Source organism: Halorubrum salinarum (assembly GCF_013267195.1).
Taxonomy (GTDB): Archaea; Halobacteriota; Halobacteria; order Halobacteriales; family Haloferacaceae; genus Halorubrum; species Halorubrum salinarum.
Map to the genome: position 1 here is coordinate 72,173 of NZ_CP053941.1, position 23,005 is coordinate 95,177.

At 74.3% G+C, this 23,005-nt stretch carries 26 protein-coding genes; 11 read left to right on the top strand and 15 right to left on the bottom strand.

Going from position 1 to position 23,005, the window contains the following annotated elements; translation table 11 throughout:
- Nucleotides 1–75: 75 nt before the first annotated feature.
- The 8 genes from tgtA to HPS36_RS00400 form a co-directional block, all read right to left on the bottom strand.
- On the bottom strand, nucleotides 76–1,554 hold the full coding sequence (tgtA, locus tag HPS36_RS00365) for a tRNA guanosine(15) transglycosylase TgtA (RefSeq protein ID WP_173228062.1): 1,479 nt from the start codon (nucleotides 1,552–1,554) through the stop codon (nucleotides 76–78).
- Nucleotides 1,555–1,634: 80 nt separating this feature from the next.
- Nucleotides 1,635–2,411: a Nif3-like dinuclear metal center hexameric protein gene (locus HPS36_RS00370; RefSeq protein ID WP_173228063.1), complete on the bottom strand. Its 777-nt coding sequence runs from the start codon at nucleotides 2,409–2,411 to the stop codon at nucleotides 1,635–1,637.
- 100 nt (nucleotides 2,412–2,511) lie between these two features.
- Complete coding sequence (gene hemA, locus HPS36_RS00375) at nucleotides 2,512–3,852, bottom strand: glutamyl-tRNA reductase (protein ID WP_173228064.1); 1,341 nt, start codon at nucleotides 3,850–3,852, stop codon at nucleotides 2,512–2,514.
- On the bottom strand, nucleotides 3,849–4,547 hold the full coding sequence (locus tag HPS36_RS00380; RefSeq protein WP_173228065.1) for a precorrin-2 dehydrogenase/sirohydrochlorin ferrochelatase family protein: 699 nt from the start codon (nucleotides 4,545–4,547) through the stop codon (nucleotides 3,849–3,851). Before HPS36_RS00380 ends, hemA begins: the two co-directional genes overlap by 4 nt.
- Nucleotides 4,544–5,629 carry a siroheme decarboxylase subunit beta gene (gene ahbB / locus HPS36_RS00385; protein WP_173228066.1) on the bottom strand — a complete coding sequence of 362 codons (1,086 nt, stop codon included), beginning with the start codon at nucleotides 5,627–5,629 and terminating at the stop codon, nucleotides 4,544–4,546. Before ahbB ends, HPS36_RS00380 begins: the two co-directional genes overlap by 4 nt.
- Nucleotides 5,630–5,685: 56 nt before the next feature.
- The gene (locus tag HPS36_RS00390) at nucleotides 5,686–6,153 is read right to left on the bottom strand and encodes a DUF7112 family protein (RefSeq protein ID WP_173228067.1); all 468 of its coding nucleotides are present in this window, start codon (nucleotides 6,151–6,153) and stop codon (nucleotides 5,686–5,688) included.
- 9 nt (nucleotides 6,154–6,162) lie between these two features.
- Complete coding sequence (locus tag HPS36_RS00395; protein WP_121562198.1) at nucleotides 6,163–6,561, bottom strand: 30S ribosomal protein S6e; 399 nt, start codon at nucleotides 6,559–6,561, stop codon at nucleotides 6,163–6,165.
- Between the two features lie 66 nt (nucleotides 6,562–6,627).
- Nucleotides 6,628–7,356 (bottom strand): lipoate--protein ligase family protein, encoded by a 729-nt coding sequence (locus HPS36_RS00400; RefSeq protein ID WP_173228068.1) that lies wholly within the window; start codon nucleotides 7,354–7,356, stop codon nucleotides 6,628–6,630.
- A 148-nt stretch (nucleotides 7,357–7,504) separates the two neighbouring features.
- On the opposite strand from HPS36_RS00400, the gene HPS36_RS00405 reads away from it, so the two are divergent.
- From HPS36_RS00405 to HPS36_RS00415, 3 genes are all read left to right on the top strand, one after another.
- Entirely contained in the window at nucleotides 7,505–9,184 is a 1,680-nt protein-coding gene (locus tag HPS36_RS00405) for a sensor histidine kinase (protein ID WP_173228069.1), read from the top strand.
- The gene (locus HPS36_RS00410; RefSeq protein ID WP_173228070.1) at nucleotides 9,181–10,164 is read left to right on the top strand and encodes a hypothetical protein; all 984 of its coding nucleotides are present in this window, start codon (nucleotides 9,181–9,183) and stop codon (nucleotides 10,162–10,164) included. Before HPS36_RS00405 ends, HPS36_RS00410 begins: the two co-directional genes overlap by 4 nt.
- A gap of 75 nt (nucleotides 10,165–10,239) precedes the next feature.
- Nucleotides 10,240–10,737: a PaaI family thioesterase gene (locus HPS36_RS00415; RefSeq protein WP_173228071.1), complete on the top strand. Its 498-nt coding sequence runs from the start codon at nucleotides 10,240–10,242 to the stop codon at nucleotides 10,735–10,737.
- Here the strand turns inward: HPS36_RS00415 and HPS36_RS00420 are convergent.
- From HPS36_RS00420 to HPS36_RS00435, 4 genes are all read right to left on the bottom strand, one after another.
- Entirely contained in the window at nucleotides 10,707–12,755 is a 2,049-nt protein-coding gene (locus tag HPS36_RS00420; protein WP_173228072.1) for a molybdopterin biosynthesis protein, read from the bottom strand. The genes HPS36_RS00415 and HPS36_RS00420 overlap by 31 nt on opposite strands.
- Complete coding sequence (locus HPS36_RS00425; protein ID WP_173228073.1) at nucleotides 12,752–14,014, bottom strand: molybdopterin molybdotransferase MoeA; 1,263 nt, start codon at nucleotides 14,012–14,014, stop codon at nucleotides 12,752–12,754. The genes HPS36_RS00420 and HPS36_RS00425 overlap by 4 nt, the downstream gene beginning before the upstream one ends.
- Nucleotides 14,015–14,138: 124 nt before the next feature.
- On the bottom strand, nucleotides 14,139–15,083 hold the full coding sequence (locus HPS36_RS00430; RefSeq protein WP_173228074.1) for a CehA/McbA family metallohydrolase: 945 nt from the start codon (nucleotides 15,081–15,083) through the stop codon (nucleotides 14,139–14,141).
- Nucleotides 15,084–15,140: 57 nt separating this feature from the next.
- On the bottom strand, nucleotides 15,141–16,085 hold the full coding sequence (locus HPS36_RS00435; RefSeq protein WP_173228075.1) for a DUF7139 domain-containing protein: 945 nt from the start codon (nucleotides 16,083–16,085) through the stop codon (nucleotides 15,141–15,143).
- 143 nt (nucleotides 16,086–16,228) lie between these two features.
- On the opposite strand from HPS36_RS00435, the gene HPS36_RS00440 reads away from it, so the two are divergent.
- The 5 genes from HPS36_RS00440 to HPS36_RS00460 are packed head-to-tail and all read left to right on the top strand — an operon-like array spanning nucleotide 16,229 to nucleotide 19,169.
- Nucleotides 16,229–16,405, top strand: a complete 177-nt coding sequence (locus HPS36_RS00440) for a hypothetical protein (protein ID WP_173228076.1) — start codon at nucleotides 16,229–16,231, stop codon at nucleotides 16,403–16,405.
- A gap of 20 nt (nucleotides 16,406–16,425) precedes the next feature.
- Nucleotides 16,426–17,178: a hypothetical protein gene (locus HPS36_RS00445; RefSeq protein ID WP_173228077.1), complete on the top strand. Its 753-nt coding sequence runs from the start codon at nucleotides 16,426–16,428 to the stop codon at nucleotides 17,176–17,178.
- Between the two features lie 12 nt (nucleotides 17,179–17,190).
- The gene (locus HPS36_RS00450; RefSeq protein WP_173228078.1) at nucleotides 17,191–17,487 is read left to right on the top strand and encodes a hypothetical protein; all 297 of its coding nucleotides are present in this window, start codon (nucleotides 17,191–17,193) and stop codon (nucleotides 17,485–17,487) included.
- Between the two features lie 24 nt (nucleotides 17,488–17,511).
- A complete protein-coding gene (locus HPS36_RS00455; RefSeq protein ID WP_173228079.1) occupies nucleotides 17,512–18,024 on the top strand; it encodes a nucleoside deaminase in 513 nt (170 codons plus the stop codon).
- Nucleotides 18,021–19,169 carry a carbohydrate kinase family protein gene (locus HPS36_RS00460; protein WP_173228080.1) on the top strand — a complete coding sequence of 383 codons (1,149 nt, stop codon included), beginning with the start codon at nucleotides 18,021–18,023 and terminating at the stop codon, nucleotides 19,167–19,169. The genes HPS36_RS00455 and HPS36_RS00460 overlap by 4 nt, the downstream gene beginning before the upstream one ends.
- Before the next feature lie 35 nt (nucleotides 19,170–19,204).
- On the opposite strand, the gene HPS36_RS00465 is transcribed toward HPS36_RS00460, so the two are convergent.
- Complete coding sequence (locus HPS36_RS00465) at nucleotides 19,205–20,032, bottom strand: BtpA/SgcQ family protein (protein ID WP_173228081.1); 828 nt, start codon at nucleotides 20,030–20,032, stop codon at nucleotides 19,205–19,207.
- A 76-nt stretch (nucleotides 20,033–20,108) separates the two neighbouring features.
- Here HPS36_RS00465 and HPS36_RS00470 point away from each other — a divergent pair, with 76 nt between their 5' ends.
- The 3 genes from HPS36_RS00470 to HPS36_RS00480 all read left to right on the top strand — a co-directional run bounded on the left by HPS36_RS00470 (nucleotide 20,109) and on the right by HPS36_RS00480 (nucleotide 21,537).
- A complete protein-coding gene (locus HPS36_RS00470) occupies nucleotides 20,109–20,573 on the top strand; it encodes a DUF7124 domain-containing protein (RefSeq protein WP_173228082.1) in 465 nt (154 codons plus the stop codon).
- 82 nt (nucleotides 20,574–20,655) lie between these two features.
- Nucleotides 20,656–21,003, top strand: coding sequence for a 4a-hydroxytetrahydrobiopterin dehydratase (locus tag HPS36_RS00475; RefSeq protein WP_173228083.1), 348 nt, complete (start codon nucleotides 20,656–20,658; stop codon nucleotides 21,001–21,003).
- 51 nt (nucleotides 21,004–21,054) lie between these two features.
- Entirely contained in the window at nucleotides 21,055–21,537 is a 483-nt protein-coding gene (locus tag HPS36_RS00480; protein WP_121562182.1) for a hypothetical protein, read from the top strand.
- A gap of 23 nt (nucleotides 21,538–21,560) precedes the next feature.
- Here HPS36_RS00480 and HPS36_RS00485 read toward each other — a convergent pair whose 3' ends face one another.
- Nucleotides 21,561–22,475: an ATPase gene (locus HPS36_RS00485; RefSeq protein ID WP_173228084.1), complete on the bottom strand. Its 915-nt coding sequence runs from the start codon at nucleotides 22,473–22,475 to the stop codon at nucleotides 21,561–21,563.
- Entirely contained in the window at nucleotides 22,472–22,801 is a 330-nt protein-coding gene (locus tag HPS36_RS00490; protein WP_173228085.1) for a DUF5827 family protein, read from the bottom strand. The genes HPS36_RS00485 and HPS36_RS00490 overlap by 4 nt, the downstream gene beginning before the upstream one ends.
- Nucleotides 22,802–23,005 lie beyond the last annotated feature (204 nt).

The window sequence follows — 23,005 nt, forward strand, 5'->3', positions numbered from 1 at the left end:
GTCCCGACCGGCCGGGCGACGCGGTCACGGCTGCTTTTTCGGCGCGACGACACTCCCCAGCGAGCCGCCGATCCGTCAGCCGAGCGTCCGCAGGTTCTCCGTCGCGACGCGGTCCGGGAGCCGCTCCAGCGCCGCGTCGCACCACGCGTCGTGACCGAGCGTGAGCGTCGTCTCCGGATTGGCGTCCGCGAGCGCGGCCACGCCCGCCGCGGCCGCGACCTGCGCCGCGTCGTCGGTCCGCTCGGGCACCTCGGCGGTGAGGGGGTACGTCTCCGAGAGCGCGGGCGGGTAGGGGCCGAACGGCGGCTTCACGCGCCACACGGCGTCGTAGGCGTGGTCGGAGGGCGCCTTCGACTCGGTGAGCAACAGGTCGTCCGGCGCCGCCAGCCGGCCGAGGCGGTCCCGGTGCCGCCGCACTTCGGGCCGGCGAGCCGCCTCGTGGGAGGTGTAGAAGAACGCGTCCTTCGAGCCGGGGTCGGTGCGCTCTAGCTCCTCGGCGTGGTCGAGCAGCGCGCGGTAGCCGTCGAGCATCGCGGGGTGGCCGCGAGCGCGTCGGTCGACCAAGTCGAGCAGGTTCCCGGACCGGATCGCCTCCTTCACGCGGCGCAGCTCCTCGAAGGTGACGTGGAGGTTGTGCTCGGCCAGCAGCCGCTCCGTCTCGCCGTCGCCGAAGCCGCGGAGGTCGGCCGGGGCGTGGTCCGCGCAGACGGGACACGAGCAGGGGAAGTAGTCGAGATCCTCCAGGTGTTCCGTCCCCGACACCGTGAGGTAGCGGCCGTCGCGGGCCATCAGCGCGTAGGCGGCCGAGTCGAACAGGTCGCAGCCGGCCGCGACCGCGAGGGCTAACATCATGGGGTGGCCGGCGCCGAACAGGTGGACCGGGACGCCCGGGCCGAGCCCGCGCTTCGCCGCGCGGACCGCCTCCACCACCTCGGCGTAGCGGTAGGAGTTGAGCAGCGGGACCATCGCGCCGACCGGGAACACGTCGAGGTCGGTCGCGGCCGCGTGCCGGCCGGCCTCCTCGCGGAGGTCGGCGTACGTCGCGCCCTGGACCGGGGCGTTGACGAGCATCTCGCCGGTGTCGGCGTCCTCCGCGTCCGCGAGCGCCTGCTTCGTGGTCGCCAGCTCCCGCTCCGCCCGCTCGCGGTCCGCGTCGGGCGGCGTCGGCACGTCGACGGGGGTCGCCACGTCGCTGCCGATCCGCCGCTGGAACTCGATGATCTCCGCGGTCGTCACGTCGATGTCGCCGTACTCGGCCAGCTGGAAGGAGCCGGAGTCGGTCATGATCGCGCCGTCGAACCCGAGGAACTCGTGGAGCCCCTCGTCGACCACGCGGTCGCGGATGCGGTCCGTGCTGCGGATGATGTAGGAGTTCGTGATCAGCATCTCCGCGCCGAACTCCTCGCGGAGCCGCTCGGGCTCGATCGTGAGCACGTTGGGGTTGACCACGGGCAGAAGCGCCGGCGTCTCGACCGTGACGCCGGCGCGCGGGACCTCCAGCCGCCCGATCCGCCCGGCGGCGTCGTGGTCCCGGATCTCGAAGTGATCGCGCATACCCCGACTGCGCGGACGCGAGCGGTAAGGGTTGCGTTCGGCGGCGAGCGCGCCGCCGGGAGCGCGGTCGCGCCCCCCAGTTACAGCCCGGTCGGGTGCGAGAGGTACGTCGTCTCGACGCCCCAGTCGTCGGTCAGCGACTGGAGCGCGCGGACGCCGAACGTCTCCGTGGCGTAGTGGCCGGCGAGGAACACCGTGACCCCCGCCTCCCGCGCGTCGTGGTAGGCCTGCTGTTTCCCCTCGCCGGTGATCAGCGCGTCGGCGCCGGCGGCGACCGCCTCGTCGAGCCAGTCGACCCCGGACCCGGTGACGACCGCGACCCGCTCGATCTCGTCGGGACCGAAGTCGAGCACCCGCGTCGGGGACGGCTCGCCGTCCGGCTGCCCCTCGAAGCCGTCGAGCGTCTCCCGGATCGCCGCCGCCGACCGCGGTTCCGCCGCTTCGCCGATCGTCCCGATCGTCACCGGCCCCATCTCGCCGAACGGGTCGCGGTCCGCGAGCCCGACCGCGTCCGCGACGCCCGCGGCGTTGCCCAGTTCCTGATGGCCGTCGAGCGGGAGGTGCGAGACGTACAGCGCGATATCGTGCTCGATCAGGGCCGCGATCCGGTCGTGGACCCGTCCGGTGACGCGCTCGATGCCGCCCCACGAGAGCCCGTGGTGGACGACGAGGGCGTCGGCATCCGCGTCGGCGGCGGCCTCGATCGTCGCCCGCGCGGCGTCGACCGCGAACGCGACGCGCTCGATCTCGGCGTCGTCCGGGCCTACCTGGAGCCCGTTCGCGCTCGCGTCGACGTCGGCGTACGCGGCCGTGTCGAGTTCGTCGTCGAGTCGGTCGACGTACTCGGAGAGCTTCATACCGACCCGTGGACCGGCCGGGGAATAAAGCGCGGCGGTCCGCGGGCACCGGCCCGGTCGGGATCGTGAGCGGTCGGTGACGCAGCGGCCGAGACGAGAATCAGTCGTCGAGTTCCTCTGCGACGGAGTCCGGAATCGCGTCCGGGCCTCCGGCCCCGGCCTCGGTGAGGTCCGCCTCGTCCGGGGCCTCCGCCTGCGCGGTGAACTCGGGGTCGAACAACTGGAGGGCGGTCCGGATCGTCTCCCAGTCGTCCTCGCCGGCGGCGTCCCGGAGCGACCGGGTGGGGGCGGCGAGCAGCTGGCCGACGAGCGCGTCCGCCAGGTCCTCGACCGTCTCGCGCTGCTCGTCGCTCAGGTCGCCCTGCGCCTCCAGCTTCGACATCGCGCGGTCGAGCTCGCGCGCCTTCACCTGGTCCGCGCCGGCGTACATCGCCGAGATGGCGTCGTCGGCGCGCTTGCGCTTGTACGCCTCCAGGATGCGGTCGAGCTCGTCGTCGATGATCGACTCGACCTTCCGGGCCTCCTCGGCGCGGCTCTCCCGGGTCCGCCGGGTGACGTCCTCGAGGTCGTCGATGTCGTAGACGGTGACGCCCTCGCGGGCGCCGGCCGCGGGGTCGACGTCGCGGGGCTGCGCGATGTCGATACAGACGACGCGACCGGCGCCGTCGACGTAGGAGGGGTGGACGACGAGGTCGGGGCTCCCGGTCGCGGTGACGACGAGGTCGGCCTCGGGGATCACCGCGGGGAGGTCGGCGAGCGACACCGCCTCCGCCGGGGTGTCGACCTCCTCGACGACGAACTCCGCGTGGGGCACGGTGCGGTTCGCGACGACGATCTCGGAGACGGCGGTGTCGTCGAGGGTCCGGGCCGCGAGCGTCCCCATCTCGCCGGCGCCGACGACGACGGCCGTCCCGTCGGTGAGGTCGATCTCGCCCGCCGCCAGCCGGACGGCCGCGGAGCCGAGCGAGACGACGCCCTCGTTGATCTCGGTCTCCGTCCGCGCGCGCTCGCCGACGTGGAGCGCCTTCGTCACGGCGTCTTTGAGTACCGGCCCGATGCCGCCCGCCGACTTCGACTCCTCGTAGGCCTCGCGCAGCTGGCCGATGATCTGGTCTTCGCCGAGCACGAGCGACTCCAGCCCGGAGGCGACGCGCATCAGGTGTTCCAGGCTCTCCTCGTGGTCGAGGCGGCGGACCGCCCCGGCGCGCACGTCGGGCGCGAACGTCGACAGCGCCGTCGCCCCGTCGACGGTCCGGTCGGTGACGACGTACGCCTCCGAGCGGTTACACGTCTGCACCGCGAACGCCTCTTCGACTCCCTCGCGTGCGAGCAGGTCCGAGACGGTCGCGCGGACGCCGTCGCCGCCGGCGGCCTCGATCTCGTCGACGGTCGCGTCGGCGTGGGCGACGCTCACACCGGCGATCGCACCCGTCTCTCTCATCGGTCGAGTACCTCCTCGATCACGGTGTCGGCCTCTTGCCGTCCGTTGGATCTCCCCTTTTGTAAACCCTTCCAAACCCCCCGGGATCTGACAACGCGCCGGACCGCTTCCCGGCGTTTCGCGGGCGGGACGCCCGCCGCTTTCAGCTCCTCGCGGATCTCGCCCGAGAGGGCCGCCATCGCGCCCGCCCCCTCGATCTCGGCCTCGATCCGCTCGCGCAGCGCCTTCGCGAGCGCGGGGCTCGTGCCCCCCGTCGAGAGCGCCACGGTGACGGGGTCGTCCTCCACCGTCGCGGGGACGACGACGCTCCCGGGGTCGCGGCCGCCCGACACGTCCGTCCGGTTGACGAGGATCCCGCGGTCCAGCGCGGCCGACTCGACGGCGGCGTTGACCGCGGCGTCGTCGGTCGCGGCGACCGCGAGCGCCGGGTCGAGGCGGTCGATCCAGTCGGGCACCGCCTCCGGGTCGGGGGCGGCGCGTATCAGTTCGACGGACGGCCCGTCCGGGCGCTCGGCCGTCTCGTGCTCGGCCGCCTCGTGCTCGTCGGCAAGCGACAGCAGCCGCTCGTCGAACTCGGGGCTGACGACGACGATCCGGGCCGCCTCGTCGAATCCCCGCGCCTTGCGCGCGCCGACGGCGCCGCCGCCGAAGACGGCGACCGTCTCGCCCGCGAGGTCGTGGTACAGCGGGGTCACGCCGTGTTGCTGTCCGCCCGGTCCGCGATGCGGATGCCGGTCTTCTTCAGGATGCGCGTCGAGAACAGCGTGTCCCAGTCGTCGGCGCCCACGTCCCAGTGCTCGTCCATGAGCTCCCTGACCTCCGCGATCCGGCGCTCGCTTTCCGCCTCCGTGCGGCCGTGCGTCATCGCAAAGAAGTTGTACTCCCAAACGCCGGCGTGGCGCGGGCGCTCGTAGCAGTGCGTGACGAAGTCCAGCGACGCGACCGCGGGCCCGACCTCGTCTAAGACCTCTTCGGGCACGTTCCAGACCGTCATCCCGTTCTCCGTGTAGCCGAGCGCGTAGTGGTTCGGGATGACGCCGACGCGGCGCACCTTCCCCTCCCGCTCGAACCGTTTGATCGTCTCGACCACCCAGTCGACGTCGGCCCCGATCGCCGCCGCCACGTCGGCGTACGGCGTCTCCGTGATCGGGAGGCCGCCCTGGATCTCGACCACGAGGTCGCGCTCGTCGGGCGTGAGCGTCCCGCGGTCGCTCGGCGCGACCTCGGGACCCAGATGCGAGAGGTCCACGTCGCCGTCGGGCACCGGCCCGTCGACGAGGAACTTCGCGCCGACGTGGAACTCCCGGAGCTTCGGGAGGTTGTACGTTTCCTGGCCCGTCGCGGCCTCGATCTCCGCGAGCACCTCCTCGACGCGGTCGTGGCCGTCCTTGTCCGGGTCGGGGTGGTCGGCGACGCTCACCACGAACCACATGTTGAGGTGGGGGTGCTCCCGCTCGTAGTTGTGCGCGACCGCGGTGAACTCGTTCACCGTCTCCGCGATCTCGTCGTAGCGGTCCTCCGGCGCGTGCATGGCGACGAGCGACGCCGCCCCGCCGATCTCCTCGGCATTGACGAGCGCGCCGAACCGCGAGAGGATTCCCTCCTCGTCGAGTTCGCGGACGCGCTCGCAGAGCGCCGGCCCCGTGACCTCGACGCCGCGCTCCCCGAGCGCGGCTGCCGCCGCGTCGAAGGGCCGCTCCGCGACCGGGAAGCCGCCCTGGAACGCGTTGATGATCGCGCGGTCGAGCGCCGTCAGATCCGCGTCGACCTCCTGCATGGACCGATCTCGGACCCGAGCGAGAATAAGCGATTCGACCCGTCGCCGCGACGGGTCTACCCGTCGAGGTCGCGGGCGATGTCCGCGAGCGACGACCGCGGCCCCCGGTTCGCGTCGTACAGGGTCCGCTCGCCCGGGATACGCAGCCCGTACAGCTCGCCGGGCACCACCACGTCGAGGACGACGCTGTCCCCGGGCTCCCGACCGTTCGCGTCGAGCCACTCGACCAAGCGGTTCGTCCCCTCGCCGGCCTCGCGCGCGAGCCGTCGGTTGTCGTACGCGCCGCGGAGCAGCCGCCCGTTCGAGTCGGCCGCGACCCGCGCGTGGTACTCCTCGCGGTCGATCGCGACGCGGATCACGTCCCCCGCGCTCACGCCGAGCGCGTCGCAGGCGCCGGACTCGACGCGCCCGTCGAGCGCGTCGTCGTCCGGGAGCCTGACGCAGGGGCGGCTAGTGCCGCCGCTGCGGGCGAGCGAGACGCGAATCGAGGAAACGTCCTCGCCGTCGGAGGGAACGCGAGGCATCGGGGCGCCTTACTCGTCGGCGTCGTCGTCGCCCTCGCCGAGCGCGGCCGCCACGTCGCCGTCGCCGTCGACGACGCTGGCGTTGATCTGCGCGATGTCGTCGTCGATCTCGCGGCCGCGGACGGTGATCCGCTTGCGCTCGCCCTCGCGGGACGGCTCGAAGCCGACGCCGCCCTCTAAGAGGAGCTCCTTCAGGCGAGTGCCGGAGACGTCCTCGCGCATCGGGCGTCCGGTCTCGTCGGAGCCACCGGTGAGTTCGATGGTGTGTTCGGGGAGTCCGACCGCGTCGCCGCCGATCTCGTCGCCGAGTTCGCGACCGAGGAATCGGTTGGCGTCCTGTCCGTCGACCTCTCGCTGGAACGTCTCGCCGGTCTCGGGGTCGGCGACGACGACTTTGAATTCGGCCATGCGCGAACCCAGATGCCCGCGCATAAAAAGCACGTCGAAACGTCGGAACCGCGGGCCGCGGCGCGCTCAGGCGTCTGCCCCGTCGACGCGGACGATCTCGCGTTCGCCGTCCCCCCACGCGCCCTCGACGAACGCGGCCTCGACGGCGCGAGCGACGGCGTCGGGGTCGTCCGGGCCGCCCGCGTCCGCGACGCTCCCGACCGATCCGGGGTCGAACGGCACGTCGAGCGCGCCGTAGACGCGGTCGGTGACTCGCGCGATCGGGTCGGGGTCCGCCGCCGCGGCGACGAGGACGCCCGCGACGAGCGCCGCGTCGGCGCGCACGCGCTGGGCGAGCCCCGCGATCTTCCCCCCGCTCGCGTCGCCGGCGCCGTCGGCGACCCGCAGCGAGTGGTCGCCGGGGCAGAACGCGTTCGGCGGCTCTCCGCGGACCACGTCCGCGCCGAGGTCGCGGAGCGCGTCGCGGAGCGTCTCGGTCGCCGTCTCGTACCGCGCGTCGATCGACCCGCGGCCGGCCCCGGTCGGCACCGCGACGCCGAACGACAGCGTCGATCCCGTGTACGCGACCGCGCGGCCGCCCACGTCGCGCTCGACGGCCGGGAATCCCGCCGCCTCGGCCGCCCGCTTCGCCGCCTCGAACCCGGGCTCGCGGGCGTCGCGCCGGCCGAACGCGACCTGTCGCGGGGGCGCGGTGACGCGGACCGCGGGGACGCCGTCCCCGGCCGACGCGAGCAGGTCGGCCGTCGGCTCCCGGTCCGCGGCCGGCGTCGCGAACTCCCCTCTGAAGACGCGCATGACGGAGCTGAGGGGGGGATCGCACAAGCCCTTTGCGCCGAGGGCGCCGCGCGGCGACGCCCGCGGATCTGCGCGGCCGGCGACCGTCCGCCCGCCGCCGTCCCGTGACACAACAGTTTTGTCGGCCCTGGAAGTGGTACAGGTATCGATGAGCGATCTGGGCGCGCTACCGGTCCAAGCGTACCTGACCGCCTGCCTGCTGGCGGGGGGCATCGGGCTCTGGCTCGGCCGGGTCGCGTGGCGGGAGCGCGACGAGCCCGGGGGGATCGAGGTCGCGCTCTACCTCCTGTGCGGCGGCGGCGCCTCGCTCCTGTACGCCCTCCAGGTCGCCGCGTCCGGCGAGGTCGCGATGACGGTGGCGCTCAACCTGTCGACGCCGCTGCTGGGCGCGTTACCCGTCCTCTGGATCCTCTTCGCGCTGGCGTTCACCGGCCGCGACCGCTGGCGGACCGAGAACCGGATCGTCGCGCTCGCGACCCCCGCGTTCGTCTGGGTCCTGCTCGCGTGGTCGAGCGGCACCCACGGGCTCGCCCGCCGCTCGGTGACGCCGGTCACGGACGGGCCGTTCACGCTGCTCGGATACGGGCTCGGTCCCGCCGGGGGCCTGTTCGTCCTCCTCGGGTACGCGCTGTGCGTCGCCGGCGCGTTCCTCGTCGTCGACCTCTACGAGCGGACGGGGAACCGCTACCGGCTCCAGACGTTCGTCGTCCTGCTCGGCACGCTGTTTCCGTTCCTGGCCGGCATCGCGACGTTCGTCGACGTGGGCAGCTACGCGAACCTCTCGTGGCTGCCGACGGCGTTCGTGATCCACGGCGTCTTCCTCTACGGCACCGTCTTCTGGCTCGGCACCCTCGACGCGGCGGTCGTCGCGCGCGACACCGCCGTCGAGGTGATGCAAGACCCCGTGATCGTCTCCGGCTCCGACGGACGAATCCGCGACCTGAACCCCGCCGCCGAGGCGATCCTCCCGCCGGACGCGGTCGGGTCCTCGCTGTCGGAGGTGTTCCCGCGCCTGGAGGTCGGCGTCGAACACCCGATCGCCATCGGCGGCCGACAGTTCGACATCCAGGAGAACCCGATCACCGACCCCCGGGGGACCGACCGCGGCCACGTCTTCCTGCTCCGCGACGTGACCGCCCGCGAGGAGCGACAGGCCGAGCTGGAGCGCCGAGAGGCCGAGCTCGAACGGCAGAACGAGCGCTTAGAGGAGTTCGCCGGCGTCGTCTCCCACGACCTGCGCAACCCCCTCGCCGCCGCGTCGGCGGGCGTCGAACTGGCCCGCCAGCGCGGCGACGACCCCGACGGCGCCTTGGAGCGGGCGGCGAACGCCCACGAGCGGATGGACGACATGATCGAGGGGCTGCTCGCGCTGGCGACCGCCGGCGAGACGGTCGACGAGCTCGACCGTGTCTCGCTCGACGGGACGGTGCGGCGCGTCTGGTCGCGGCTCGAGACCGCCGAGGCGACCCTGACCGTCGGGGGCGGCGACGCGACGGTGCTGGCGGACCGCGACCGCCTCGAACAGCTGGTCTCGAACCTGTTCCGCAACGCGGTCGACCACGCGGGCGAGGACGTCGCCGTCACCGTCACCATCGAGGCCGACGGCGACCGGGTCGCGCTGGCGGTCGGCGACGACGGGCCCGGGGTCCCCGCGGCGGAGCGCGAGCGCGTCACCGAGCGCGGCGTGTCGCTCGGCGGCGGGACCGGCCTGGGGCTGGCCATCGTCGGCGACATCGTCGAGGCGCACGGGTGGTCGCTCTCGGTCGCCGAGTCAGACGCCGGCGGCGCGGAGTTCGTCATCGAGGGGATGGAGGCGGCGGACGCGTGACCGAACCGCAGGCCGAGGGGGCCGACACGCCCGGGACGACCGTCGCGCTCCCCGGTGAGGTCGTCAGCGAGTACGAGAAGTTCTCGCGGTTCAACTCCCCGTACCCGGCCCACGACCGCGGCCGCGCCGTCGACTTATACCCGGGCGACGGCGTCGGGCGCTCCCCGGTCGCCGGGGTCGTGAGCCACGTCCGCACCGTCGGCTGTCCGGACCGCCCGTACGCGGCCGCGGAGGACCACCTGATCGTCGTCGACCTCGACGATGGGTGGTGCGCCCGGGCGGGCGTGCCCCCGGGCACCGTCGCGCGGATCCTCCACGTGATCCCCGAGGTGGAACCCGGCGACCGGGTCGCCGTCGGCGACGCGCTCGGCCCAACGACGCGCTCCGGCTTCTTCGGCCAGTGGGTCGACGACCACGTCCACCTCGGCTTCCGGGCCCCGGACGCGGACCCCCTCCGGGCCAGCGGGTCCCTCCCGGTCGCCGCGGACGTGCCCGTGGAGCCGGTCGCCTGGGACGGGACGGGCGCCGTCGTGGAGCGCGGGCCGACCCACGTCGTCCTCGACGGGCCGCGCCGCTCCGGGGCCGGGCCGGCGTTCGCCGCGCTCGCGAGCGACGGGGGCGTCCCGCTCGACGGCGGGCTGACGCACTACGCGGGCGGCGGGACGTTCGCGCGCGCCCCGAAGCCGGCGGAGGGCGCGAGTACCGGAGCGCTCGGCCCGGGCGACGCCGTGTCGCTGCTCGGGACGCGGGTCGGCACCGCGGCCGACCACGAGGCGCCGGGCGGCGCGCCGCGCGTCGAGTGGGACGCCGTCGACGTCCTCGCGAACGGCGAGCGCGTGACGGGGCTGTCCCTGTTCGCGGCCCGGAGCGACCGGTTCGGCGTCAAGGTGGTCTGTCCGGACCGCGATTTCGCCGTCGGCGAGCCGGTGACGGTCGAGGTCGTCCCGAGCGACGACCCGATCCGCCTCGGCGTCGGGTGAGCGGCGACGGGAATCGCCGGCCGGTTGTCTCGCGTTTCCGGGGGGTACAAGCCGGCCCGGCGTCTGCCGGAAAACATGGACCGCACGGACATCGCCGAGATGGACCCGCTGCCCGACGCGGCGACCGAGTTCGTCGAGCGGAAGCTGGAGGACGAGCACGGCTACCTCTCGTGGCTGAACACGTCGGTCGAGACGATCGAACGCGGCCGCGTCGTCCTCTCGATCCCCTTCGACGACAAGCTCACCAACGCGGACGGGCGGACGATCCACGGCGGCGTGGCGGCGACGCTGATCGACACGGCCGGCGGCGTGGCTCAGCGCACGACGTTCGAGGACCCCCTCGACGGCGGCGTGGCGACGGTGAACCTCAACGCGAACTACCTCCGCCCCGCGAACGGCGACCTCCGCGCGGAGGCCGAGGTGGTGCGCGCGGGCGGCTCGATCGGGGTCAGCGAGATGACGGTCACCACCGCCGGAAACGGGGGCGAGGCGACCGCGGACGACGACGCGAGCGACGGGGACCGGTCGGAGGTCGTCGTCGGTCAGGGCTCGTTCCGGCTGTTCCGCGAGTAGCCGGGGAGGTCGGCCAGGATCGAGTCGAGGGGCGGCTCGGCCTCGTCAGCGGCCGCGTCGTCGTCGGCATCTACGCCGTCGCCGGCGCCAGTCCCGAGCGCCGCCGCCAGCGCCGCGACCGGCTCGCGGTCCGCGCGGTCGGGGGCGGCCCGCACGGCGACCGACTGCTCGCCGAGCGAGACGAAGTCACAGCCGAGCCGCTCCGCCGTCTCGCGGAGGCCCAGGCCGGCGTCCGCGTCGCCGGCGACGACGGCGCGGACCGGGCTCTCGAACGCCTTCGCGGTCCGCTCGTAGCCGTCGATCCGCTCGGCCAGGTCGCGGCGGTCGGCGTCGCGGTCGGCCGCGAGGTCGTCGAGCGTCGCGTCGAGGCTGCGCCGGAGCCCCGAGACGGTCGGCCGGTTGCGGAGGCGGAGGTCGCGGTCGACGAGGTCCGCGAGCCCGGTCACGTCGTCCGGGTTGCCATCGGGGACGACGAGCCCCCACTCGCGAGTCCAGCCGCCGAGGACCGCGGCGTCGACGTCGCGGTCGGTCGGGCCCGCGGTCACGGCCACGTCGGGGACGCCGTCGCGGAGCCGGCGGAGCCCCTCGCGCGAGCCGACGGCGAGGTACCGCGGGTTCGCGAGCCGGTCGAGCAGGCGGTTGAGCGCGGGGTCGTCCTCGCCGACGCCGAGCAGCGTCGGCGCGCGCACGTCCGGCGAGAACAGGTCGACTGAGACCGTCTCGCCGGCGTCGAGGTACTCCGTGTCCGGGTCGACCGCGACGACGCCGTCCGCCTCGACGAGGCTCGTCGTCGCCCCCGACCCCTTGTCGACCGGGTAGACGAGCGGGCGATTGCCGTCGTCGAGGTCGAGCAGGCCGACGGGCATCAGCCGCAGGCGCCCCTCGCCGTACCGCTCTCCGACGCCCATCCGGCCCTCGACGGTCGCGGTCGCGGGCTCGTCCCGCCCGGCCGCCTCGCGGATCGCGGGAGCGACGAACGTCCGGAAGATGGTGAGCGCGGACACCGGGTACCCCGGGAGGCCGATGTACGCCGACTCGCCGGCGTCGGCGGCGTCGCCCGTCTGTCCGTCGCCGTCGGCCCCGTCGCCCGACCGGTCGAGGCGACCGACGAGCATCGGCTTGCCGGGCTTGACGGCGACGCCGTGGAGGAGGAGCTCGCCGCGCGCCTCGATCACGCGGTAGATGACGTCGACCGCGCTCGCCGAGGTCGACCCCGAGGAGAGCACGAGGTCGCACTCGTCGGCCGCGCGGCGGAGCAGCCGCTCCATCTCCGCGTAGTCGTCGCCGGCGTGCGGGTAGAGGACGGGCTCGCCGCCGGCCTCCTCGACGCCCGCCGCGATCGTCGTCGAGTTCACGTCGTATATCTCGCCGCGCTCGGGGTCGAGCTCCTCGCCCGGCCGGACCAGCTCGTCGCCGGTCGAAACGATGCCGACGCGCGGGCGTCCCTCGACCGGGACCTCGTCAACGCCGAGCGCGGACAGCAGGCCGATCTCACGGGGCGTCAGCCGCGTCCCGGGGCCGAGCGCGCGGGCGCCGGCGGCGATGTCGGTCCCCGCGGTCATCACGTGGTCGCCCGGCGCGACCGACGTGCGGACCGCGATGCGAGAGGCGTCGCCGTCGGTCGCGTCGTCCCCGCCGACCTCGTCCGTCCGCTCGACCATCACGACCGCGTCGGCGCCGTCGGGCATCACCGCGCCCGTGGATATCTCCGCGCAGGTCCCCGGCTCGACGGTCACGTCCGGCGCCGCGCCCGCGTGGACCGCGCCGACCAGGTCGAGCTCGGCGGGGTCGGCCTCGTCGGCGCCGAAGGTGTCGCGCGCCCGCACCGCGTACCCGTCCATCGAGGCGCGGTCGAAGCCCGGCACGTCGATTGCGGCGTCGACGCGCTCGGCGAGGACGCGGCCGCGGGCCTCCCGCAGCGGGACCGTCTCCGGCGACGGCGAGAGGTCCAGCGACGCGATCGCCTCGCGGGCGGCCTCGGGGGTCGCGAGGTCGCGGAACTCCTTGCGGTCGCTCATTCGGTCACCTCCCAGAGCTCGACGTCGACGGTCTCGCCGGCGTCGAGCCCCTCGCGCGGCTCGGGGACGACGACCCAGCCCTCGGCGAGCGCGACGCTGGAGAGGATCCCGGAGCCGCTGGCGCGCGTCGGCGTCGCGGTCGGGAGGGCGTCGTCTCCCTCGCCGTCGGTCGAATCTCCGCTCTCGTCCGGCTCCGCCAGCGACACCCGCGCGAACGTCCGCACGCCAGGCTCGCTCGCGACCTTCCGGTCGAGCGTGGCGCGGCGCGTCGGGAACGGGTCGGCGTCGGTCCCGCCCGCCCGCTTCAGCGCGGGGCGGAGGAACTGCGCCGCGTTGACGATACACGCGACCGGGTAGCCCGGGAGCGAGACGATCGGCGTCCCCTCGGCCGCCCCGAGGCACACCGGGTGGCCGGGCTTCAGCGCGACGCCGTGGACGAGCACCTCGCCGAGGCCGTCGACGACCTCGGGGATCAGGTCGCGCTCGCCGACCGAGGAGCCACCGGTGGTGACGACCACGTCGGCGTCGAGGTCGGCCGCGACCGCCTCGCGGAGCGCGTCCGGGTCGTCGGTGACCACGTCGCGGTACCGGGCCTCGCCGCCCCAGCGCTCAACGAGCCGGGAGACGGTGAGTCCGTTCGTCTCGATCACCTGGCCGGGGCCGGGGTCGGACTCGACGAGCTCCTCGCCGGTCGGGATGACGGCCACCTCGGGCGGCTCCCTGACCGTCACCTCGTCGAGGCCGACCGAGCGAAGGAGGCCGAGGTCGGAGGGGCGCAGGACGTGGCCGGGCTCGTACAGCCGCTGGCCGTCCGCCACGTCCTCGCCGGCCTCGCCGACGTTCTCGCCGGTCGCGACCGCGTCGAACACCTCGACCTCGTCGCCGACCGCCTCGACCTGCTCGACCATCACGACGGCGTCGGCGCCCTCGGGGACCGCGCTGCCGGTGTGGACGCGCGCGGCCTCGCCGGGCGCGACGGCGTCGGCCTCGGCGGGCTTGGCCGCGAGGACCGCCGGCGAGCGGTCGCCGGCGCCGAAGGTGTCGCTCGCGTGGACCGCGTACCCGTCCATCGCGGCCCGGTCGTACCCCGGGACCGGCGCGGGCGCGTCAATCGGTTCGGCGACGACGCGGCCGTCCGCCGCCGCGACCGGGACCGACTCCGTCCGGTCGTGGGGCGTGACGGCGTCGAGCAGCGTCGCCCTCGCGTCCGCGACCCGGGTCCGCCGCTTGAACCCGGACTCGCGTCTGTCGTGGCTCATGGGATCACATTCGCGGCCGCGGGCAAAAACCCCGTTCTCCGCGGGCGCGGGCGCCGTCGTCTCCGGCCGCCGACCGCTTCGCGTCGCTCCGTCGCTGTGCCGCTTCGTCGCTCCGCTTCGTCCGTCAGGCGAACCAGGAGAGGAGTCGCCGGGTGCGGTGGGCCGACTGGAGCGCGGCCACCTTCGCGGCGACGGCGCCGTCGACCGCGGTCCGCTTGGTGGCCCGCGCGCCCCGCGCGGCGCCGGTCCGCGCGTAGTAGGCCGACCGGCGCCCGGCCGCGCCGACGTAGTGTTTCGCCGCCATCCGGATCGGCGCGCGCCGTCCCTCGACGGTCGTCGTGCCGCGGCGGATCGCCGCCAGCACGTCGTCGGCGGTGACCTCGCGGACCGATCCGGCGCCCTCGATCGTCAGGTCGGTGTACGCCCGGCCGACGTACTGGAGGTGGTGCGCGTCACTCGCGGCCACGCCGGGGTAGCCGTGTTCCGCCGCGAACCGCCGCGCGCGGCGGTTCCGGTACCCGGTGAACAGCCACGCGTTGAACACCTCGATGGCGTCGACCTCGGTGGCCGTCGCCGGTTCGGGGGTCGCCCCGCCGTTCGGCGTCGGTTCGGGCGCCGCCGATTCGACCGCCTCGCCCTCAGCCTCATTGGCCGGGCCAGGGGTCGCCGTCGCCTCGTCGGCCGGGCCGGGGGTCGGGATGTTGCGCTGGCGGACGCCGTGGCGCGAGCGCTGGAACGGATGGGGAACGATCGCGACGCCGCCGCGATCGCGGACCCAGCGGACCGTCTCGGCGTAGGGGCGCCCGCGGGGCGGCATCCGGTCGACGCCGACCGCGAGCAGGTGGCCGTGCGCGGTCGACACCTCCACGCCGGGGATCCCGATCAGCCCGTACTCGTGGGCGATCTCGGCCGCGCGCTTCGACTCCCGGATCACGTCGTGGTCGGTGATGACGACCGCGTCGAGGCCGATCTCTGCCGCGTGTTCCAAGATTAGCTCGACGGGCTCGTGGCCGTCGTAGCTCCCCTCCGAGTGGACGTGCGGGTCGATGCTGACGGTGACGCTGGACACGCCCGGACTACGCGGCGGGAAGTATATAAATGGGCCAGCGACGGCGCCCGGGCGGGCTCAGCCGAACAGCCCCTTGATCTTGTCGACGACCGATTCGTCCTCGGCGGCCTCCTCGGCATCCTTCCGCTGCTGTTCGCGCAGCTCGCGGAGCTTCGCGGCCTGGTCGTCGGTCCCCTGGCCGCTGTCGGTCTTCACGTCGCCGCCCTGGAGCCCCTTCAGCTCCGAGACCGCGTCGTTGACCGCGCCGGAGGTCGTCCGCGTCTCGGTCGCGGAGCCCGCCAGCTTCTCGGCGTCGACGTCCGCGTCGTCGACCGCGCTGGTGTTCAGTTCGAGCCGGCGCGTCTCGGAGCGCTCGACGCCGCCCCACGTCAGCTCCGCGTCTTCCAGCTCGCGCTCGATGTCGGCGCGGACCGACTCCTCGGTGACGGCCTCGCCGTCGCCGCCGGCCGCGTCCGACCCCGACCCGCCGCCCGCGTCCGCGGCGCCGCTCCCGGCCTCGGACGCGCCGCTCCCGACCGCGCCGCCCGCGGCGCGCTCGACGCGGTGGGCGACCAAGGCGCCGCCCGTCGCGCCGATGACCGCGACCAGCCCGAGGGTGTAGCCCGCGACGATCTGCGCGCTGTAGTCGGGGTTGGCGACGACGTTCCAATTGCGCGGGTACGCCCAGGTGAACGCGGCGGTGCCGACGAGGGTGATCGCGACGCCGACGCCCGCGAGGTACAGCATTCGGCGGTCGACCGGGAGGAGGACGACGATGCCGAACAGCAGGGCGGGGAGCCCGGCCGCGGCGGCGACGGCCGCGACCTCGCGGACCGCGTACGTCGAGAGCGCGGTCGGGTCGAGCGTCGCGCTGTAGAGGAACACGACGACCCCGATCACCCCGAGGGCGATTCCGGCGGAGAACAGCCCGAACCCCGCGTACACGTCGATCGTCCGGTCCGGGTCGCCGACGTATCGGCGGTAGTACTCGATGAGGACGTTCTCTGCGTCCGCTTCGCTCATACGCGAACGTTTCCGCCGAGTGTAATGACTGTTACCCCGGCGGTCCCGACCGCGCGGCGGCGCTCGTCCGGAGCGGTCGGCGGTCGACCCCCGCCGACCCGTGCGTTTTTCACCGCGGGCGACGAGTTTCCACGCGAGAATCCGTGACGCCCGAGTGCCCCCGCTGCGGCGCCGCCCTGTCGTCGCTGTCGCTGGGCGCCGCCACCGCCGTCGCCTGCGAGGAGTGCGGCTACGCCGACGTCGAGGCCGACCACTCCGGCGAGCCGGAGCTCGCCGAGAGCTGGGCGGACGCGCTCGCGCGCTTCGAGGAGAACCAGTAGCGGTCGACCCAACCCACACCATGCCCACGCTCGACATCTCCGAGGACCACGCCGACCGGATCGAAGCGCTCCGCGCGGAGCTGGCCGCGGCCCACGCCGGCCCCTACGCCTCCGTCGACCGCGAGGACGCGCTCGCGTACCTGCTCGACCTCGCGGACGCCGTCGACGACCCGGACCGCGTCGCGGCGCCGGCGACCGACGACCAAGACGGTAGCGAGCGGACGGCGGCCGCGGGCGACGACGAGCCCTTCGACCGCGACCGCGCCCGGGAGCTGCTGGCGTCGCGGAACCGCCGCCGCAGCGACCCGGACCCGGACGACCCGATGGACCTGTCCGACATCGCCGCCGCCTTCGAGGTCACCGGCCGCAGCGAGATGACGAAAGACGAGCTGATCGACGCCGTCCTCGACGCGGCGGCGGCCCTCGCCGCGGACCCGTTCTCGCGCGTGGACATCGACCTCGACGACGACGCGGACGCGGAGGATGCGGACGACGCGGGCGACGACGAGGGCAACGGAACTGAAGCGGACGACGACGGCGACGGAACTGAAGCGGACGACGACGGCGCCGACGCGAGCGAGGACGCGGCCGGCGGGAGCGACGACGGCGGCGCCGGCCAGTTGGACGCGATGATGAGCCTGCTCGACACCCACGCGGACAAGTGGCGCGAGGCGGACGGCGACGCGCGGTACGAGGTCGACCTCCCGGACGGGAGCGTCGAGACGGCGCGGACGAAGGACGACGTGCGCGCGCTGCTGTTCCGGAACTACTGACGGGGACCACACATGGGATTCATCGACGCGGTCCGCGCGTGGCTCTTCGGCGCGGACGACGACGCGACCGACGCGGACGAATCGGGCGACGAGGCGGGAACGAGCGGCGACGACGACGGGGACACGAGCGACGGCGACGAGCCGGGCGGGCTCGACCCCGCCGGCGCGACCGAGACGCGCACCGCGAGCGCCACCGACGACGCGGTCGACGCGCTCCGCGACGTGCGGCGGTCGCAGGACGCGGGGAGTGCGGGCGACGCGGACGACGACCGTACGAAGCCGTCCGACGAGGGCGGTACCAACCGTTAGGTACCCGGAGGCGAACAGGGGCGTATGACAGACGCGTCCGGCGACGGCGAGTTCCAGTCCCTCGACGACCTCCCCGACGACCCGACCGACCGGGAGTACGTCGAGCGAGCGATCAGGCTCTCCGAGGAGGCGGTCGAGGCCGGCAATACGCCGTTCGGCGCGCTGCTCGTGGTCGACGGCGAGGTCGTCGGCGAGGCGCACAACGAGACGCGGACCGAGGGCGACGTGGCGGCCCACCCCGAGTTGACCCTCGCGCGCTGGGCGGCCCGCGAGCTCGACGCCGACGAGCTCGACGACTGTACGATGTACGCCAGCACGGAGCCGTGCCCGATGTGCGCGACGGCGATCCACTACGCGGGCGTCGGGCGGGTCGTCTTCGGCGTCGACGGCGAGACCCTCGGCGAGCTCTCCGGGGATGTGGTGCCGATCCCCCTCGAAGAGGTGATCCGGCGCGCCGACGGCGACACGACCGTCGAGGGACCGGTCGCCGTCGAGTCCGCGATGGCGGTCCACGACGACTTCTTCCGCGAGCCGTGACGACGGGACCGGAGGCGGGCGGCGACGGCGGGGGCGATGCCGCGGACCGCGCCGCCGACGAAACCCCCGCCGTCCTCTCCGTCGGCGCCGCGGCCATCGACGAGTGGTACGCGGTCAGCAACCTCCCGGAGCCGGACGGCGGCGCGTTCGCCAGCGAGGTCACCTCCGCGTTCGGGGGCGTCGGCGCCAACGTCGCGGTCGCGCTGGACCGCCTCGGCCGCGACGCCGGCCTCGTCAGCCGCGTCGGCGACGACGAGTACGGGCGCCGCGCGCTGGCGTACCTCGACGAGACCGGCGTCGACGGGACCCACGTGGCCGTCGGCGACGCCGCCCACACGCGCTCGCTCATCCTCCGCGACCCCGACGGGGAGCGCGCCATCGTCACCGCGGGCGAGAGCTTCCGCGGCCTCCGCCCGGACGGGGACGCGCTCGCGGCGATGGCGGACGCCGACGTCGTCTTCCTCACCGCCTACGCGCCCGACCGCGCGGCGCGGCGGATCCTCGACCGAGTGGAGTCGCTCAGGGCGGCCGCGGCCGACGCGGGCGACGCCCCGCCCGCGCTCGTCTTCGACCTCTCCGGGGCCGTCGAGGAGCTGGTCGGGCGCGGTACCGAGCCGGCGACGATCCACCGGTTCCTCCACCGCGCCGACCTGTTCGTCGCGGACGGCGTCGCCGCCCGGGCGTTCTTCGGCTCGGCGGCGGCCGCGGTCGAGCGGGTCGCGGCCGCGCAGCGTCGGGCGGAGACCGAGGCCGACTCCGAGACCGGGCCCGGGACCCTGTCGCGCCGCGGCCCGACGTGGCCCCGCGCCGTCCTCACGCGCGGCGCGGACGGGATGACCGCGGTCGCCGGCGCCGAGGCGTCCCGGTTCGACGCGTTCGACGTCGAGACGGTCGACTCGACCGGCGCCGGCGACGCCTTCACCGCGGGGCTGATCGACCGGTGGCTCGCGGGGGAACCGCGGGGAGCGGACGAGTCGCGGGAGACCTCGGCCGACCGCGAGGCCGTCGCTTCCGGCGTCCGGTTCGCGGCCGCCGTCGCCGCGATCAACTGTACGAGCCGGTTCACGCAGCCCGGGCTCCCGACCCGCGACGAGGTCGAGGCGTTCCTCGCCGAGCGCGGGTTCGGGTCCGACGGGAGCCCGTAGCGACCGGGCCGGGCGCGCGGGCCGGCCGGCGGGAGCTACCGCGCCTCGTCGGCGGTCGCGACGAGGTCCGCGACGCGGTCGGCGTCGACCGGGGCGGTCGTCTCGCCGCCCGCCTTGAGCGCGGTGCCGACGATCGCGCCGTCGGCGACCGCGAGCAGGTCGGCGACGGTCTCCGGCGTGACCCCGCTGCCGACGAGGACGGGCGTTTCGAGGCCGTGGCGCTCGCGCTCCGCGACGACCGCCTCCAGCGCGCCGGCGTCGACCGCCTCGCCGGTCCCCGAACCGGAGGCGATGACGGCGTCGGCGAGGCCGCGCTCGGCGGTGTCGGCGAACGACTCGGCGGTGTACCCCTCGGGCGTCAGCGGCGCGGAGTGTTTCACGTCGGTGTCGGCGAAGACGCCGACGTCGACGCCGAGGCGCTCCCTGAGCCGGAGCGTCTCGTGGGCGCGCCCCTGGACGATCCCCTGGTCCGTCACGCGGGCGCCGGTGTGGACGTTCACGCGGACGAAGTCGGCGTCGACCGCGGCGGCGACGGAGAGGGCGGCCTCGGCGTCGTTCCGGAGGACGTTGATCCCGAGCGGGAGGTCGGTCTCGGCCGCGACCGCCGTCGCGGCGCGGGTCACGCCCGCGACGACGTGGGGCGGGACCTCGTCGGGGTAGAACGGCGCGTCGCCGAAGTTCTCGATCACGATCCCGTCCACGCCGCCGCGGTCGAGCGCCCGCGCGTCGCTCGCGGCCCGGTCGACCGCCGCGCGCATCGCCTCGCGCCCGTCGTCCGGCGCCCGGGGGGCTCCGGGGAGCGGCGGGAGGTGTACCATGCCGAGGAGCGGCGCGGCCGTGCCGAAGGTGGATTCGAACTCCATCGTCGGGAGCGACGCGGCGCCCCGACAAAAGCCTCCCCACAGCGTTTAGGCCGGTGCCCGTCTGAATCCGACCGAGATGGGAATCGACGCGACGGAGCCCGGCGACGGCGACGTGACGCTCGTCTTCTCGCTCGGCGCCGCGCGCTCGCTCGCCGACCCGCCCGCGGCGTTCGCCGACGCGCGCCGGTGGAGCCGCCACGTCGGCGTCGTCGCGAACGAGGCGGACCGGGTGGCGGCGTTCGCCCGCGAGCACGGCGTCGAGAACGACTACGCCCTCCGGAGCTGGGACAAGTGGGGCACGCTCACCGACGTCCGCGAGGAGAGCGCCGCCCCGCGGTACGTCTTCGTCGGCACCACCCGCGCGGACGAGCGCGTCGCGACCGAGACGGGGTACGAGTTCCTCCGGGTCGACGAGGCCGCCGAGAAGGCCGGCTGGGAGCTCTCCGAGCCGGGGGCGCCGGACGCCGCCGACGAGGGGCGCGCCGGCCGGCTCGCGCGGGCCCGGCGCGCGCTCCGGAACGCGCTTTCGCGGTTCCGGTGAGTGCCGCGCGCCCCTTCGGCGGTCGGAGACGCCGGCCTTCCGCCCGCGGAAGGTACAAACCGCTCGTGGCCCAACGTGGGGTATGTCCTCACCGCTCGCGGACGAGCCGGTCGAGCCGGCCGGCGACGACGCGGAACCGCTCGACGAAGAGGAGTACGCCGATTACGCCGCCGAACTCGGCGACGCCTGGGAGGTGATCGACGAGCACCACCTGGAGGCCAGCTACGAGTTCCCCGACTTCGAGACGGCGCTTTCGTTCACGAACGACGTGGGCGAGCTCGCCGAGGCGGAGTGGCACCACCCCGACATCGCGCTGTCGTGGGGCGAGGTCGGCATCGAGATGTGGAGCCACGAGGTCGGCGGCCTGACGCGCGCCGACTTCGTGATGGCGGCGCGGATGGACCGCCTGTACGCCGACTACGGGGAGTGACCCGACGCATCAACGAACGGCTTTAAACCCCTGCCGGCGAAACGTCGGGTAATGAGCGAGAACGTCTTCCTGGTCCCGATCGACCCGGAGAACTTCGACCGAACGGTCCGGACCCCGGTCGATCTCACCGACTACCCCGATCGCCCCGAACCCCTCGCCGACCTCGACGAGGCCCGCCTGTGGGCCGTCGACGACGACAGCGGCAACGGGTCGACGTTCGAGAAGATGGAGTCGGGCGACCTCCTGCTGTTCTACGCGGACGACGAGTACGTCGCGACCGGCCGCGTCGGCGAGGCGTTCGCGGACGAGGACCGCTGGGCGAGCGGGACGTTCTGGACCGCCTTCCCGACCACGCGCGTGTACACGGTCACCGACTTCGGCGCCGTCTCCGCCCCGAAGCGCGCCGTCAACCGCATCTTCGACTACTCGTCGTCGTACACGCCCGGCTTCATGCGCGTCGCGGACAGCCGCGTGACGGCCGAGCTCTCTTCGATCGAGTCCGCGCTGGAACACTACACGAAGCGGAACGCCTGATCGCGGGCCGCGCAGGCGGGTTCTCAGTTCTTGGCCGCGTCGACCAGCGCCGCGTACGCCGGCTCGTACGCCGCCGCCACGCGGTCGGGGTCGCCGCGGACCTCGCCCGACAGCGCCGGGAGCGGCTCGGTCGCGAGCGGTTCGATCATCTCGGTCACCGCGTCGACGTGCTCCTCGCGGGTCCCCTCGCGCGGGCTCCCGGCGGCGACCGCGCGGGCCTTCGCGTAGCGGTCGCCCGCGTAGATCCGGGCGCGGCCGGGGTCAACGACCGCGACCGCGTCAGGCGCGACCGGGCCGTCGCGGGGCAACGTCCCGGCCACGTCGGCGTACGACTCGACGACGACCGGGACCGGCGTGCGGGCGACGCGGTCGGCGAGGCGTTCGATCGCGGGCAGGTGTGTCTCGGCCATCACGTCGTTGAACTCGGGCACGTCGCGCACGCGGGTCGCCTCCGCCAGCGGGAGGCGGTCGGTCAGTCCGTCGGGGAGCAGCCCCGCCTCCGCGGCCGCGCCGTTGACGACGAACCGCGTTCCGGCGTCGGTCGTCACGCGGTCGCAAAGGAAGGTGCGGTCGGCGTCGCCGAGCATCCCGGTCCGGCCCGGGGTCGGCTTCCAGAGCCTGTGGACGGGGTTGATCGACTCGGGCGTGACCGCCGACGCCGACGGCGACGAGTCGTCGGCCGCCGCCAGGGGGCGAGTGTTCGCGGCCGCGAGCGTGCGGGCGTCCTTCCCGTACAGGCGGCCCGCGTCGGTCGCGACCCGGTAGTCGTCGTGGTCGAACCAGTAGTCGTTGCCGGCGCGGGGCTTGACGCCGACCGCGTCGCCCGCGCGCTCGGCGAGGTGCGCGACCAGCCCCGCCGAGAAGGTGGTCTTCCCGGCGTCGACGCGCGAGCCCCCGGCGACGAGGAAGGTCGGCGGGTCGGAGCGGTCCCCGGTCACGCCGACCCGTCGCCGTCGTCGGCCTCAGCCTCGGCGTCCGGATCGGCCTCGGGGTCCGCGTCGGTCGCGAGCCCGTAGTACCCCGGGCCGTCCTCGGTCAGCGGCTCGGCGACGACCATCTCTTCGGCGTGGACCATCACCCACGGGACCGCCCAGTCGACCAGCACGGCCTCGGTGTCCGGGTCGACCTCGGCGTCCGGCTCTAACCCCTGAAGCAGGCGCCCGATCTCCGGGATGGTGTACATCTGGTCCGGCTCGAACAGCTCCGCGGGCTCGTAGAAGTCGCACGGGTAAGTGGCGTCGAACGCCGACTTCGGTTCGGGCATGCGCGGCGATACGCGGCCGCGTCCGTAAACGCTGCCGATACGACCCGAATCGATCCGAGATCAACTGATCCGATGCGGTGGCGCGTGCCTGCGAGGCCGCGAAGCGGCCGAGTAGCACGCGCGAGGGAGTCAGTCGCCGGAGCGAAGCGACGGCGACTGACGAGGCTGGGGAGGTGTGAGGTGCTGTGCCGTCGCGGTCGGGTG